Genomic DNA, 15,028 nt, shown 5'->3' with positions numbered 1-15,028 from the left:
TTATTCTCCTGAAAATTCACGCGCAGTTTGAGCAACTACGTCTGTTTCTAGCATGGTACGAATCTGACGAATCGTACTGTACACAGCATTGGCATCACTTGAGCCATGAGTTTTTACAACTGGCGCCTTGACACCAAACAAGACTGCTCCTCCAACATCTGAATAGTTGAGCTGTGTCTTCAACCCCTTAAGACTATCCTTAAGAAGTAGAGCACCTAGCTTCGCTCGAAGGCCACCACCCGTAATAGCATTTTTAAGCAAGCCCATGATTCCCAAAGCTGTACCTTCGATGGATTTGAGAACAGCGTTTCCCGTGAAACCATCTGTTACGACAACATCCGCAACGCCATTCATCAGATCACGCGCTTCCACGTTTCCGACAAAGTTCAAACTTTCATCAGCTACTAACAAGTCGTATGTTTCCTTTCGAAGCGGATCTCCCTTGCTGCTTTCTGTTCCATTGTTGAGCAAACCAACACGTGGTTTTGCAATCCCACGAACATTCTTTGCATAGAAGGAACCTAAAACAGCGTATTGGTGCAGATGATGGGCTGTATTTTCTGCATTGGCACCGAGATCTAGCATATCAAAGCCTTTTCCATCGATGGTCGGCAAGGTAGACATGAGTCCTGGGCGATCGATATTTTTGATACGACCCACAATAAAGAATCCTGCAGCCAACAAGGCACCTGTGTTCCCAGCTGAGAGGACGGCGTCTGCTTCTCCCTCTTTGACTGCCTTGGCTGCTAATACCATGCTGGCATTTTTCTTCTTACGGATAGCTTTTGTCGGCTCATCGTCTGAGTTGATTTTCTCATCCGTATGGATAATGCTAATGCGCTCTGTAGCCGTTAGATATTGCTTGATCTTACTTTCATCTCCGTAGAGTTGAATCTCAATATCTGAAAAGTCAGCAAGGGCTTGATTGACACCCTCAACGATGGCTTGAGGTGCGTAATCGCCCCCCATAGCATCTACTGCAATTTTTTTCATTTGTTTTCCTCTTTTAGTAATTGTCCCCAGTCTGCTAGGGAATCAATAAATTTCTTTGATTTAAGGTGAATCCCAACGTACTCTTCGTAGAGCTGATCCATAAACTTGCGTAGCTCTTGCTTGATTTCGGACTTAAGCGAAATAGTCTCCAAGGTTTCAAAATCAATGGCTTGGAATTGATTGAGCAAATAAGGGATATTGGGATTGAGATGGCATCGTCTCTCATCCTCATGATAATGCTCTGGGCAAAGGCAGGCTCCATATTTAAAAGAAAAGTCAAAGGCCTGACCCACCCGATGGCAAAAGACACACTCATTAAAATTAAGGCCGATTCCAAATCGAGTCAAGATTTGAATTTCAAAAATATTGGTCAAAACCTGATAATCTATGCCCGCTTCCATCAACTCCAGAGTCTTCTTCAAGAAAGCAAACAAGGGAGCATCCTGCTGATTATCCTGCAAACTAGCATCTGCAAGGGCCGCCACATAAGTTGCATAGGCCATGATAAAGAGATCGCTATTAATCTTTGGAAAGGTCATCACCTCGTGATAGTCCTCGATGTAGCTAAGCCCGTCATCATTGATTCGCAAGAGAAATCGTGCCAACACCAAGGGCTGAATAACCGGAGCTAGTTTGGACTGGCCAGCGTGTTTGACGAAAAACATGCGCTTGCCCGCCTGCTCGGTAAAAATCTTGACTAGCTTGTCATCCTCACGAAAGTTACGATTGTAGAGCACCAAGCCTTGACTCGTGATAGACTGAATCATGCTTCTCTCATGTACTCCTCAAGTCGTTTCATGGCCTCTCTGATCGTTTCCATGCTGGCTGCATAAGACAGACGTACATAGCCTTCTCCGTAACCTCCAAAGGCGGCACCAGGGATAAAGGCAACGGCCTTCTTCTGAGCAAAATCCTTCAGAAAAGCAAAGGAGTCTTGATTGTAGCCCGCTGGAATCTTAGCAAAGATATAGAAGGCACCGTCTGGTTTGATAATCTCAAAACCAAGAGCAGCCATCTTTTCGATGATATAATCTCGACGCTGGATGTATTCCTTCTTCATAGGCTCTGCATCGTTTTTACCAGCGGTCAAGGCTTCCACCGCAGCATGTTGAGCCATAGTATTTGCAGCAGTAACCAAATACTGGTGACTCTTGATTAACTGAGCTGTGAAAGCCGCAGGAGCAAAGATAAAGCCTAAACGCCAACCAGTCATAGCATGCGATTTAGACAAGCCATTGATAATAATAGCCTGGTCTCTCAGCATAGTTCCCAGAGATACATGGGCTTCGCCTGTATAGGTTAATTCTGAGTAAACCTCATCACAGACAACAAAAATCTCATACTTGCGTAAAATGTCTGCCAAGGCTTCCAACTGCTCCCGACTATAGGTAATTCCTGTCGGATTGGCTGGATAGTTGAGAATGACAGCTTTGAGCTTGTCACCCTGCTCCAAAATGGCCTTTTCCAACATCTCAGGGGTCAAAACAAAACCATTTTCAGTTGTATCAATCTCGACAATCTCTGCCCCAACTAGATTGGCAATCGGCTCATATCCTGGATAAGCAGGAGCTGGCAAGAGCACCTTGTCTCCCTCTTCCAAAATAGCTGTCAAAGTAGCAGATAAGGCCTCTGTCGCCCCAATTGTAACCAAGATTTCATTTTCAGGATTATAATCTAGCTGGTATTTTTCTTTTACAAAGTCGCTAGCAGCCTGGCGCAAGGTCAGTAAACCGCTCATCCCTGTATAGTAGGATTGGTTCTGGTCAATGGCTCGCTTGGCTGCCTCCTTGACATGATCTGGCGTTGTAAAATCAGGTTCCCCCAAGGTCAAACGCAAGACCCCAGGAATCTCTGAAATAGCCTGGTCAAACTGGCGAATCAAGGAAACTTGAATCTTATCTAATTGTTTATTAAAGCGTTTGGTTAAGTCCATAGATATCCCCCTTGCTTACAGAACATAGTACTATTATACTACAAAAGCTTCCTGACCGCAAAATCCATCTGAAACCCGTATTTTTCACTTTCTATTTTACTTTTCTTCTCGACAGGACTATAATAATAAGTGCTTATTTTCGGAGGTTTATATGTCATTTTTATCAAAAAATGGAGCAGGAATCTTGGCCTGCCTTCTCATTTCTATCGTATCTTGGTTCCTGGGAGGATTTTTCCCCGTCGTAGGTGCACCTGTCTTTGCAATTTTTGCTGGAATGCTCCTCCACCCCTGGCTCTCACCCTACAAACAACTAGATGCAGGTTTGACCTTTAGTTCAAAGAAGTTGCTCCAGTATGCCGTTATCTTACTCGGTTTTGGTCTCAATATCTCGCAAGTCTTCGCAGTTGGACAAACTTCACTCCCTGTCATCCTTTCCACCATTTCGATTTCCTTAATCGTTGCCTACCTCTTCCAACGTTTCTTTGCGCTAGACACAAAACTAGCTACCTTGATTGGAGTGGGTTCTTCTATCTGTGGTGGCTCTGCCATTGCTGCGACAGCGCCCGTCATCCATGCCAAGGAAAAAGAAGTTGCCCAAGCCATTTCCGTTATCTTTTTCTTCAATGTCTTGGCTGCACTCATCTTTCCAACTCTAGGAACCTGGCTTCACCTATCCAATGACGGTTTTGCCCTCTTTGCAGGAACTGCAGTCAATGATACTTCTTCTGTAACGGCCACAGCCAGCGCATGGGACAGTCTCTACCAGACCAATACCCTTGAGTCTGCAACCATTGTGAAACTCACACGCACCTTAGCAATCATTCCCATTACGCTCTTTCTCTCCTACTGGCAAAGTCGCCAACAAAAAAATAGCCAAGATTTCCAACTAAAAAAAGTCTTCCCACTTTTTATCCTTTATTTCATCTTAGCCTCTCTCTTAACGACTCTCCTTACCTCTCTCGGCGTGTCTAGTAGCTTCTTCACCCCTCTCAAACAACTCTCCAAATTTCTCATTATCATGGCCATGAGTGCCATCGGTCTCAAAACCAATCTAGTCGCCATGGTCAAATCTAGTGGTAAATCTATTGTCCTCGGAGCCCTTTGCTGGATTGCCATCATCCTTACCAGTCTTGGCATGCAAGCATTGATTGGTACTTTATAAAATAAAAAGGTAGCCCATGGCTACCTTTTTATTGTTCAAGAATTAAACGTGTATGTTCTCTTTTGATGCAACGATTCATCACGATGTCATCGCATCCTCCAGCACGTAAGATTTCTTCCGCTTCCAGACTTTCAAGTCCCAGTTGTGCCCAGAAAATCTTGGCATCAGCCTTGAGAAAATCACGCGCCACATCTGGTAAAAACTCGCTCCGTCGGTATACATTGACAATATCCACAGGAAAAGGAATCACAGCTAGACTCGCATAAGCCTTCTCTCCCAAGATTTCCCCACCTGCAACCTTGGGATTAACTGGAATGATTTTATAGCCCCGAGCTTGCATTTCCTTGGTCACTCGATTACTAGTTGTTTCCTCACGGTCAGACAAGCCCACTACCGCTAACGTTTTACTGGTCTCCAGATACTGACGGATCACACCATCACTTGGATTGATAAATTCTTGGCTCATAGAAATCCTCCTTTTTCTCAGTATAGCACATTTTGAAAAGGCTTGCAGATTTTGACTATAAAAATCTCCTAGCAAGAAAAGAAACCTGCTAGGAGTTCTGTCTACTTCAAGTGAAAGATTAAATCTTTTTCTCAATACAAAATAGAGGAGAAAGAGGACGTTTTTCGTGGATACGGATAATAGCATCGCCTAGAAGATGAGCAATCGAAATTTGTTCAATCTTATCAATTAAACGCTCTTCTGGTAGGTAGATCGTATCCAAAACAACCAATTTCTTAATAGCTGATTTTTGGATATTGTCCATAGCTGGCCCTGAAAGAACTGGGTGCGTACAGCTTGCGTAAACTTCAACAGCACCTGCTTCAGCAAGAGCATCCGCCGCATGACAAATGGTTCCAGCTGTATCGATCATATCGTCAATCAAGATACAAGTCTTACCTTCTACCTTACCAATGATGTTCATCACTTCACTGGTATTCATCTTATCTACACTACGGCGTTTGTCAATAATCGCAATCGGGGTTTTCAAAAACTCTGCCAATTTACGAGCACGAGTCACTCCACCATGGTCTGGGCTGACAACCACGTAGTCAGAACCAACCATGCCACGACGTTCAAAATAGTCCGCAATCAATGGAGCACCCATCAAGTGATCTACAGGAATATCAAAGAATCCCTGAATCTGTGCAGCGTGCAAATCAATCGTCAACAAACGATCTACGCCAGCAACTTCTAGCATGTTTGCAACGAGTTTTGCAGTGATTGGCTCACGCGCGCGCGCTTTTCTATCCTGACGTGCATAGCCATAGTAGGGCATAACAACATTGACAGATTCTGCACTAGCACGCTTCAAAGCGTCCACCATAATCAAAATTTCAAGTAAATTATCATTTACAGGTGAACTAGTTGATTGTAGGATAAAGACGTGTTTTCCACGGATTGATTCTTCAATGTTGACCTGAATCTCCCCATCTGAAAATTGGCGAACAGTCGATTTCCCCAACTCTATCCCAATTTCTTGCGCCACACGCTCTGCCAATTCTCTATTAGAAGAAAGGGCAAACAGCTTTAAATCAGAAAAAGACATGATTTCCTCCGGTATTTATGTATCACTTGTTTTTACACAACATTTTCCATCTACCATTGTAGCGCTTTTTCCTTTATTTTTCAATCAAAAATAAAACAAGAGCAAACATTTATACCCTTGTTTTATACTATTTTATATTAGCTATATTAAACCTGAAAATCCTACATTTTAACAATCGATTTTATGCTAGGATGAAATTTTTTCGAGACAAAGTTAGTATACTTCTCTCATACTTCCTGTATCCACATCATAGACAGCACCTGAAATAACCACATCATCAGGAATCAGTGGAGACTCTCTAAGCAATTGCATATCCTCTCTCACACTCTCTTCAACATCCTGGAATGGTAAAAAATCTTGATCAGATACATCAACTCCGAGCTCGTGTTTCAACTGTTCATGAAAACTTTCATTTTCAAAGGTTTGAGCTCCACAGTCTGTATGGTGAAGCACCACGATTTCTCTTGTCCCCATTTGTTGCTGGGAAATCACCAGTGAACGAATCATGTCCTCAGTTACTCGACCACCCGCATTCCGCAAGATATGAGCATCCCCAAGGGCCAAACCTAGAGCTTGCGCAACGTGCAGACGTGAGTCCATACAGGTCACGATCGCTACTCTGGTTTTGGGTTTAAGTGGCAGATTTAACTGCCCATGTAGGGCAACATAAGCCTGATTGGCTTGCATAAACTGTTCAAAATACGACACGATTCCCTCCTCAAAAATTTGATAATCAAATATTTCTCCTATCTTATCATTTTTAAGAGGATTTGTCACGGATTATGCAAAGACCTTTTTCAAAACTTCCTGAATCGTTGTCACACCAATGACTTCAATTTCCTTGGGTGGAGTGATTCCTGTCAAGGAATTCTTGGGTACATAAATCTTGGTAAAGCCCAGTTTTGCCGCTTCATTTATGCGTTGTTCGATGCGATTCACGCGCCGAATTTCTCCGGTCAAGCCCAGTTCACCCACAAAACATTCCTGAGGATTGGTTGGCTTGTCCTTGTAACTAGAGGCAATAGCCACTGCAACGGCTAAGTCAATGGCAGGCTCATCCAATTTGACACCGCCAGCAGATTTGAGATAGGCATCCTGATTTTGCAAGAGAAGCCCTGCACGTTTTTCCAAAACAGCCATAATCAGACTTGCACGATTGAAATCAAGACCTGTCGTTGTGCGCTTAGCATTTCCAAACATAGTTGGTGTCACCAAAGCCTGAACCTCCGCCAAAATCGGACGGGTTCCTTCCATAGTCACCACAATTGATGAACCAGTCGCCCCATCCAAACGCTCCTCTAGGAAAACTTGACTCGGATTGAGCACCTCAACCAATCCGCCTGACTGCATCTCAAAGATGCCAATCTCATTAGTGGAGCCAAAACGGTTTTTGACTGCTCTCAAGATACGAAAGGTATGGTGACGTTCCCCTTCAAAGTAAAGCACTGTATCTACCATATGCTCCAACATACGAGGACCTGCCAAGGTTCCTTCCTTAGTCACATGTCCTACGATAAAGATAGCAATGTTATTAGTCTTCGCCAACTGCATGAGTTCAGCCGTTACCTCACGCACCTGAGACACAGACCCCTGCACCCCTGAAATCTCAGGAGACATAATCGTCTGGATAGAGTCGATGATGAGAAAATCTGGTTGGATGCGCTCCACCTCAGATCGAACACTCTGCATATTGGTCTCTGCATAGAGATAAAATTCGCTATCAATATCCCCCAAGCGCTCTGCACGGAGTTTAATCTGCTGGGCAGACTCCTCCCCACTGACATAGAGAACAGTCCCTACTTGGGACAGCTGAGTCGATACTTGTAAGAGAAGGGTTGATTTCCCAATCCCTGGATCCCCACCGATAAGGACGAGACTCCCTGGTACCACTCCGCCTCCAAGTACACGGTTGAATTCCTCCATCTCCGTCTTGGTTCGATTGACATTGATGGAAGTCACCTCAGCCAGTTTCATGGGCTTGGTTTTCTCACCTGTCAAGGACACACGCGCATTCTTGACCTCGGCAACCTCAACCTCTTCTACAAAAGAAGACCAAGACCCACAGTTAGGACAACGTCCCAAATATTTAGGGGAATTATACCCACAATTTTGACATACAAATGTCGCTTTTTTCTTTGCGATGATTCTAATCCTCTCATTTTAAAATTTCTTTTTTTCACGCTATCAACTATCTTTCTTTAAAACAGTCAATCCGCCATCATCTGCATAAGCATAATACTCTCCATCCGGACTAAAACCAAAAATATACGGTAAATAACCTTTATAAATTTGTACCCTAGTTTCTTTATCCTTTTCCCAAAAAATGGTTAAAATCGGATACTTCCCAGATTGATCTTTTTCCATTGTCACTCGGATATCTTCCCCATTGTCCAAAGGGAGACTTCCACCATATTGTCCCGCAATAGAAATGGGAGAATCACAGCCCTCACACATGGCTACTAACTCTACCTCATCGTAATCTCCGTCTATTGGTGTTACTTGCCCATTTTCGCTATCAATGATTGACATGTAGTCTGAAGAAATACACAGAATTTCATGATAGGCATCAGGGAGAAATGCTAGGTAAAGAAATCCTCCAATACTAATCTCAAAAATCTTCTTATACCCTCGACAATTCTCGGCGGTAAAAGCTTGAAAATCTTTATAGCTCATTTCATTGTACTTCTTTCTATATCTCTATCTCACACTCAATCACTTGGCAAAAATCAATCTTCTCGTCTGGTACAAATTGGCGCATGAGCATTCCGTGAGTTACAATGATAATAGTTTTATAATTTTTATATTTTTCCAAAGCTTTTAAAAAACGATGACGCATCTCTAGATCTGTTTCATAGCGATAAGGAGAATCTTCAGATAAACCTCCTTGATGCTTTAGATAATATTCATGAGCTACCAATACACTAGTTAAATCAGAGTTAGTGCCATCTAAGTCTGGACGCCACTCATGAAAAAACGGCTCCACAAATAAGTCCAATCCTGTTTCAACTGCTATATAATGGGCTGTTTCTAAAGCCCTCGTCACAGACGATGAAATAATAATCTCTGCCTTTCCAAAACATGCAGTTTTAGCAACTTCTTTTGCCAGACTGCGACCTTTTCCTGTCAATGGTGCTAAATCACGACCAAAACCACTATATAGTTGCGGATTTTCAAGTTTATCAAGCATACTATAATCTGGCTCCCCGTGACGTACAAAAATAATCTTCATCTTAGTGCCCAGTCGATCCAAATCCACCAGTACGAACTCCGTCTGCCTCATCTCCATCTGCAATTAAAAATGGAGCAAAGACAGCCTGAACTACACGTTCTCCAACTTCAAGAACAACTTCCTGATCGGTAATATTTTTCATCTGAGCAAAGATATGACCTTCATTTCCCGGATTACCATAATAATCTCCATCAATGACACCCACAGAGTTGATCAAGACCAGACCTTTCTTACGAGGATTTGATGAACGATCATAAAGATAGAGCACTTCAGTCGGCTGCATATAAGCCTTAACACCCGTTGGGACGAGAACAATCTCTCCTGGAGCGATAACCGTACGCACCGCAACCTTTAAGTCGTAGCCAGCTGCATGCGCTGTCTCACGTTTGGGTAACAAAGTTTCATCTGTAAAACTAGAAACTAATTCAAAACCACGAATTTTCATATTTTTCTCTTTTCTATAATCATTTATTCTAGGCTATTTTATCTTATTTATTCGAAAAAAGCACGAAAAAAGAGCACACAATTCACATCGCTTAGGGCTGCTGGATTCCTCCCCTGACCCGCTTCACGCAGAACTGTTGCTCCATTATTCATTATACCACATTCCCCTCTGTTTTTAAAGAGAAATTATTTTTTCCGTCGATTTCGGAAAAAGTTCTGCATAATCGCTGCACAGTCATCTTCTAAAATTCCCGTTTCTACCTCTACACGATGATTGAGACGTTCATCTGTCAAAATATCGTACAAGCTCCCAGCTGCACCAAATTTCTGGTTTTTAGCCCCGTAGACTACGTTTGGAATACGGGCAAGCCCAATCGCCCCGCTACACATGACACAAGGCTCAATGGTCACAAAAAGCGTGCAATCCAGCAAGCGCCAGCTCTCCTCACTCACATTCGCATTCTCTATAGCCATGATTTCTGCATGCATGACCGCCCGTTGCAACTCCTCGCGCGCATTATGCCCCCTACCAATGATTTCTCCATCCTTGACAATCACACAACCAATTGGAATTTCATCGTGTTCTAAGGCAATCTCAGCCTCTCTCAAAGCCTCTCTCATAAAGGCTTCTTTTTCTTCAACTGTATAATTCATCGTTTTTCTCTTTTCCTACTTGTCGATTTTATTATTATATCATGATTCTCAACACAAAAAAAGCCACCGAATGCGGTGACTTAATAGGGAGATTATTATGAAAAAGAAAAGTTTAGGATATTTGTTACAACAAGTTAGGAGGTCTTCTTGTAACTGTCTATAGTATACCCAACCTGTCTTAAACTAATCTTAAAAATCTCCTATGACCAAACACTTTCTAAAATATTAGTTTGTTCACGACCGGGACCTACTGAGAAAGTTGAGATACGAACACCAACCAACTCGCTTACACGACGAACATAGTTACGTGCATTCTCAGGAAGGTCTTCTAAATTACGGACTCCAGTGATGTCTTCTGACCAACCTGGCAATTCCTCGTAGATTGGCTTGCAACGTTTCAACTGCTCAAGACTAGCAGGATAGTAATCAATACGTTGGCCATCAAGATCATAGGCGACACAGATTTTCACAATATCCAAACCACTCAAAACATCGATAGAGTTCAATGAAAGATTGGTAATCCCAGATACACGGCGGCTGTGACGCATCACAACTGAGTCAAACCAACCCACACGACGTGGACGACCAGTTGTTGTACCGTATTCATGACCTACTTCACGGATGCGATTTCCCACTTCATCAAATAATTCAGTTGGGAAAGGTCCGTCTCCTACACGACTTGTGTAGGCTTTACATACACCTACAACCTTGTCAATCTTACTTGGGCCAACACCAGACCCAATCGTCACACCACCAGCGACAGGGTTTGACGACGTAACAAATGGATAAGTCCCTTGGTCAATGTCCAACATGACACCTTGCGCACCTTCAAACAGCACACGTTTGCCATTATCAAGTGCGTTGTTCAAGATAACGGATGTATCTGTCACATATTGCTTGATTTGTTGACCATATTCATAATACTCTTCAAAAATATCATCAACTGAAATAGGGGTGCTATCATATAATTTTTCAAACAGACGATTCTTTTCCGCAAGATTGCGTTCCAAACGTTCACGGAAAATATCCTTATCCAAAAGATCCGCAATACGAATTCCAACACGAGCAGCCTTGTCCATATATGCTGGACCGATTCCCTTGATTGTAGTACCAATCTTATTGTCACCCTTAGCTTCTTCCTGCAAGCGATCTAACTCAATGTGATAAGGCAAAATAACATGCGCACGATCCGAAATGCGCAAATTATCTGTTGTCACACCTTCTTCATGAAGATAAGTCAACTCTTTTACTAGAGATTTAGGGTTTACAACCATCCCATTCCCAATAACAGAGATTTTTTCAGGAAAGAAAATTCCAGATGGAATCAAGTGCAACTTAAATTTCTTACCATCAATCACAATCGTGTGACCAGCATTATCACCACCTTGATAACGAGCAATTACCTCTGCATTAGCTGAAAGAAAATCTGTAATTTTCCCTTTACCTTCATCACCCCACTGGGTACCTACAACAACAACTGAAGTCATAATAAAATTCGTCTGAGCTACTAGTAGCTCGTCCTTTCTCATATACATGGCAGGAATTTCACCCGCAATTATATCTTACAATTTATTATAAGAAAAAAACACTATTTTATCAAGAAGAAACAGTAGAAAAGATTTGGAAATTCTTTCATTTCTGAATACTGAAGCCTTTGATTATAAGCTAATTCTATATTTTTTAAAAACTAACTACAACTATCGTTCGTAATTATGATATAGATGCTTCCTATTGAATAAGAGTTGTACCACCTTGCAGTAATTTCTCTAGATATAGACGATAAGCTGTTCTAAAGTGATATAGTGAAAAGTCCCTATCACTTTTTATTTTAAATCGGATTAAGTAATATAGTAAAAAACGAAGATGAAGTGATTCCCACTCTGAACAACTCTGGCCTAAAGAGGCATATTCTTGTTCAACTAGTTTCAAAAAGACAAATGCTTGATCATAAAATTTCTGAAGCATATAAAAATTCCCTTTCTTATTAGTAACACTAGTCTAACAAAAAAAGGAACTAAAAAAGCTTCAAATCCTATAAAAGAAGAATTTAAAGCTAAACGAACTAAAAATAAAATAAAGAGGTAATTACAGATTTAAAAATTAAAATTTGAAATTTCAACAGTCCACTATATTTATAAATAAAAAAACGTTCAGTTGAACGTTTCGATTTATACTCCGCCAGTAGGACTCGAACCTACGACATCATGATTAACCTACTTTTTTACCTTTGTCAAGGACTTTTTTCAGTGAAGTTGATTTTTTCTTTTCTTCACTAACTTAACCACTGCTTCTGTCCGTGCAGTGTGGGGAAACATATCGACTGACTGGATATACTGGAGGTCATAGACTTTTACTAGTTTAACCAAATCTCGTGCCAAGGTCGAAACATTGCAGGATACATAGACCATTTTGTCTGGAACATAGGTCAGGATGGTATCCAACAGCTTATCATCTAAGCCTGTACGATGAGGGTCAACTATCAATGCATCCGCTCGGTAGCCATCACATTAGAACATAAAAAGAGAGGTTAAACCTCTCTAAATTTATTTTTCTTCACTCATTTTTGATTTCACTTCATCATAAGATAGTGCATGGGATTCCTCTTCTACGGTTTCAGGCATTTTTCCTGTTTCGTAAAGAGATTTAATCTGTGTACTATCCAATGTTTCGTATTTCAACAATGCTTCTGCAATCAGTTTGTGGGTTTCACGATTTGATTGGATAATTTCAGCAGCTTTGTTTCGTGCCTCATTTAATAATGAACGAACTTCCTCATCAATCTCATAGGCTGTTTGTTCTGAAATTGATTTTTGAGGACTTTGTGCACCAAACATAGCATGATTACCTTCGTATTGAACTGGGCCAAGTTTTTCACTCATACCGTATTCAGTGACCATTGCACGCGCCATCTGTGTAGCTTGTTCAAAGTCATTTGAAGCTCCTGTCGTTTGGACATTAAAGATAATCTCTTCAGCTACACGACCACCCATCAAACCTGCCAATTGTTCTTTCATGTCTTCTTTAGATAGAAGCATTTGATCTTCTTTAGGAAGGGCAATCATGTAGCCACCTGCACGTCCACGTGGTACAATGGTAACTTTATGAACAACACGGGCATTTGACAAGACTAAACCAACAATGGTATGTCCAGCCTCATGATAAGCAACCAATTCACGTTCCCTTTGTGATACTGTTTTATCTTTCTTAGATGGTCCAGCAATCACTCTGTCCTCTGCCTCATCAATATCTGAAGCATCAATGATTGATTTGTTGCGACGAGCAGCAACTAAGGCCGCTTCATTTAGAACATTTTCTAAGTCAGCTCCCACAAATCCTGGGGTTTGTTGGGCAACTAGTTTCAAATCAACATCGTCTGCCAGAGGTTTATTTTTAGCATGAACTTTCAAGATTGCTTCACGACCTTTAACATCAGGGCGACCAACTAAGACTTTTCTATCAAAACGTCCTGGACGGAGAAGAGCTGGATCTAGAACATCTGAACGGTTCGTCGCAGCGATAACGATGATTCCTTCATTTCCCTCAAAACCATCCATCTCAATCAAGAGTTGGTTCAAGGTTTGTTCACGTTCATCATTACCTCCACCAAGACCGACACCACGTTGGCGACCAACGGCATCAATTTCATCGATAAAGATGATGGCTGGCGCTGCTTTTTTTGCATCCTCAAAAAGAGAACGAACGCGGCTTGCACCAACTCCGACAAACATTTCTACAAAGTCAGAACCTGAGATACTAAAGAATGGAACACCTGCTTCCCCAGCAACTGCCTTAGCAAGTAATGTCTTACCTGTTCCCGGAGGTCCCTCCAAAAGAACACCTGCAGGAATACGCGCACCAAGTTTTGTAAATCGTTTTGGATCTTTTAGGAATTCAACAACTTCTACTAATTCTTGTTTTTCTTCCTCGGCACCTGCAACATCTGAGAATCGTACCTTGATATCTTCTTTGTTAGCAGCTTTGGCCTTGCTACGTCCAAAACTCATTGGATTTCGGCCACTATTTCCTCCCATATTTCCCATCATAGAGAATAGGAAGAAGAAGAGAATAGCAAATGGGACAACAGACACAAGGATATTGATCCACATACCGCTTGAACTCTCATGTTTGACTGTTACTTCTGCCTGATGTTCAGAAGCAAGTTTTTGCAATTCTGACACTGTTGAATCAGACGGAAGAATAGTACTTGAGAATCTTTCTACTGTTGTAGCTGTAGGAGTGAAAAATTGAATTCCTGTTTCTTCTTTACTAGTCTTAGGATTTTTATAAACACCAGACACTTCAATGATGCTGCCATTTGGCTGATAGGTTAATTCTTTTACATTGTCTGCTGTAATTTCTTTTACCAATTCTGTATAGTTAATTTTTTCACTTCGTCCAGCAGTATTTCCAGAGTAAAAATACTGGAATCCTGTCACTAGGAAGAAGATAATTAACAAGTATAGAAATGGATTTCTAACTAAACCATTATTTTGTTTTTTCATTAAAGATAAATCTTTCTAATTTGAATAAACTTCTTCTTTCAAAACTCCGACATAAGGAAGGTTACGATAATTTTCTTTATAGTCCAAACCATAACCTACTACAAACTCATTTGGAATAGTAAAGCAAGTATAATCTGCCTCAATTTCAACAACGCGTCCCTCTGGTTTGTCCAACAAAGTCGCAATTTTAACAGAAGCTGCTTCTCTTGCAATAAACATATCTCTCAAATTCTTCAAGGTTTGACCAGTATCGATGATATCTTCTACAAATAGAACATGTCTTCCTTTGGTATCTTGAGTCACGTCTTGCTTGATATTGATCACACCACTACTTGCAGTTCCACCATGGTAGCTAGATACCATCATGAAGTCCATCTCGATATGCGTATCAATATGTTTGACCAATTCAGCCATAAAAGGAATTGATCCTTTCAGAATTCCAATAAGAATTGGATTTTTCCCCTCATACTCTTTTGTTAGTTGCGCACCTAGCTTTTTAGCTGCTTCTGTAATTTCATCATGTGAAACGAGGATTTTTTTAATATCGTGTTCTAACAT

General features: G+C 41.4%; 17 protein-coding genes. 1 reads left to right on the top strand and 16 read right to left on the bottom strand.

The annotated features are described in order from the left end of the window. The 3 genes from V470_00180 to V470_00170 are packed head-to-tail and all read right to left on the bottom strand — an operon-like array spanning position 1 to position 2,926. Positions 1 to 993: a phosphate acyltransferase gene (locus V470_00180; GenBank protein ID AHZ46875.1), complete on the bottom strand. Its 993-nt coding sequence runs from the start codon at positions 991 to 993 to the stop codon at positions 1 to 3. Continuing rightward, positions 990 to 1,760 carry a DNA recombination protein RecO gene (locus tag V470_00175; protein AHZ46874.1) on the bottom strand — a complete coding sequence of 257 codons (771 nt, stop codon included), beginning with the start codon at positions 1,758 to 1,760 and terminating at the stop codon, positions 990 to 992. Before V470_00175 ends, V470_00180 begins: the two co-directional genes overlap by 4 nt. Further along, positions 1,757 to 2,926, bottom strand: a complete 1,170-nt coding sequence (locus V470_00170; GenBank protein AHZ46873.1) for an aromatic amino acid aminotransferase — start codon at positions 2,924 to 2,926, stop codon at positions 1,757 to 1,759. Before V470_00170 ends, V470_00175 begins: the two co-directional genes overlap by 4 nt. Positions 2,927 to 3,077: 151 nt before the next feature. Between V470_00170 and V470_00165 the strand changes: the two genes are divergently transcribed. Further along, positions 3,078 to 4,088, top strand: a complete 1,011-nt coding sequence (locus V470_00165) for a membrane protein (protein ID AHZ46872.1) — start codon at positions 3,078 to 3,080, stop codon at positions 4,086 to 4,088. Positions 4,089 to 4,116: 28 nt separating this feature from the next. Here V470_00165 and V470_00160 read toward each other — a convergent pair whose 3' ends face one another. From V470_00160 to V470_00100, 13 genes are all read right to left on the bottom strand, one after another. Beyond that, positions 4,117 to 4,554: a CoA-binding protein gene (locus V470_00160; GenBank protein ID AHZ46871.1), complete on the bottom strand. Its 438-nt coding sequence runs from the start codon at positions 4,552 to 4,554 to the stop codon at positions 4,117 to 4,119. Between the two features lie 118 nt (positions 4,555 to 4,672). Further along, on the bottom strand, positions 4,673 to 5,641 hold the full coding sequence (locus V470_00155) for a ribose-phosphate pyrophosphokinase (GenBank protein ID AHZ46870.1): 969 nt from the start codon (positions 5,639 to 5,641) through the stop codon (positions 4,673 to 4,675). A gap of 213 nt (positions 5,642 to 5,854) precedes the next feature. After that, positions 5,855 to 6,349 (bottom strand): carbonate dehydratase, encoded by a 495-nt coding sequence (locus tag V470_00150; GenBank protein AHZ46869.1) that lies wholly within the window; start codon positions 6,347 to 6,349, stop codon positions 5,855 to 5,857. Positions 6,350 to 6,421: 72 nt separating this feature from the next. Continuing rightward, on the bottom strand, positions 6,422 to 7,645 hold the full coding sequence (locus V470_00145) for a DNA repair protein RadA (GenBank protein ID AHZ46868.1): 1,224 nt from the start codon (positions 7,643 to 7,645) through the stop codon (positions 6,422 to 6,424). Positions 7,646 to 7,825: 180 nt separating this feature from the next. Next, positions 7,826 to 8,314 (bottom strand): hypothetical protein, encoded by a 489-nt coding sequence (locus V470_00140; GenBank protein AHZ46867.1) that lies wholly within the window; start codon positions 8,312 to 8,314, stop codon positions 7,826 to 7,828. Between the two features lie 16 nt (positions 8,315 to 8,330). Further along, positions 8,331 to 8,870, bottom strand: a complete 540-nt coding sequence (locus V470_00135) for a phosphoglycerate mutase (protein AHZ46866.1) — start codon at positions 8,868 to 8,870, stop codon at positions 8,331 to 8,333. Position 8,871: 1 nt separating this feature from the next. Continuing rightward, entirely contained in the window at positions 8,872 to 9,315 is a 444-nt protein-coding gene (locus V470_00130; GenBank protein AHZ46865.1) for a deoxyuridine 5'-triphosphate nucleotidohydrolase, read from the bottom strand. A gap of 185 nt (positions 9,316 to 9,500) precedes the next feature. Further along, the gene (locus V470_00125) at positions 9,501 to 9,968 is read right to left on the bottom strand and encodes a hypothetical protein (GenBank protein ID AHZ46864.1); all 468 of its coding nucleotides are present in this window, start codon (positions 9,966 to 9,968) and stop codon (positions 9,501 to 9,503) included. A gap of 200 nt (positions 9,969 to 10,168) precedes the next feature. Next, complete coding sequence (locus V470_00120) at positions 10,169 to 11,455, bottom strand: adenylosuccinate synthetase (GenBank protein AHZ46863.1); 1,287 nt, start codon at positions 11,453 to 11,455, stop codon at positions 10,169 to 10,171. A 241-nt stretch (positions 11,456 to 11,696) separates the two neighbouring features. Next, positions 11,697 to 11,933, bottom strand: coding sequence for a recombination protein RecX (locus V470_00115; protein AHZ46862.1), 237 nt, complete (start codon positions 11,931 to 11,933; stop codon positions 11,697 to 11,699). Between the two features lie 278 nt (positions 11,934 to 12,211). Continuing rightward, on the bottom strand, positions 12,212 to 12,451 hold the full coding sequence (locus tag V470_00110) for a hypothetical protein (GenBank protein ID AHZ46861.2): 240 nt from the start codon (positions 12,449 to 12,451) through the stop codon (positions 12,212 to 12,214). Between the two features lie 60 nt (positions 12,452 to 12,511). Then, positions 12,512 to 14,470: a cell division protein FtsH gene (locus tag V470_00105; protein ID AHZ46860.1), complete on the bottom strand. Its 1,959-nt coding sequence runs from the start codon at positions 14,468 to 14,470 to the stop codon at positions 12,512 to 12,514. Positions 14,471 to 14,485: 15 nt separating this feature from the next. Continuing rightward, positions 14,486 to 15,028 (bottom strand): hypoxanthine phosphoribosyltransferase, encoded by a 543-nt coding sequence (locus V470_00100; GenBank protein AHZ46859.1) that lies wholly within the window; start codon positions 15,026 to 15,028, stop codon positions 14,486 to 14,488.

This window comes from Streptococcus sp. VT 162 (assembly GCA_000688775.2).
In the GTDB taxonomy this organism is placed as follows: domain Bacteria; phylum Bacillota; class Bacilli; order Lactobacillales; family Streptococcaceae; genus Streptococcus.
This window is presented reverse-complemented; position numbering and strand designations above follow the sequence as displayed.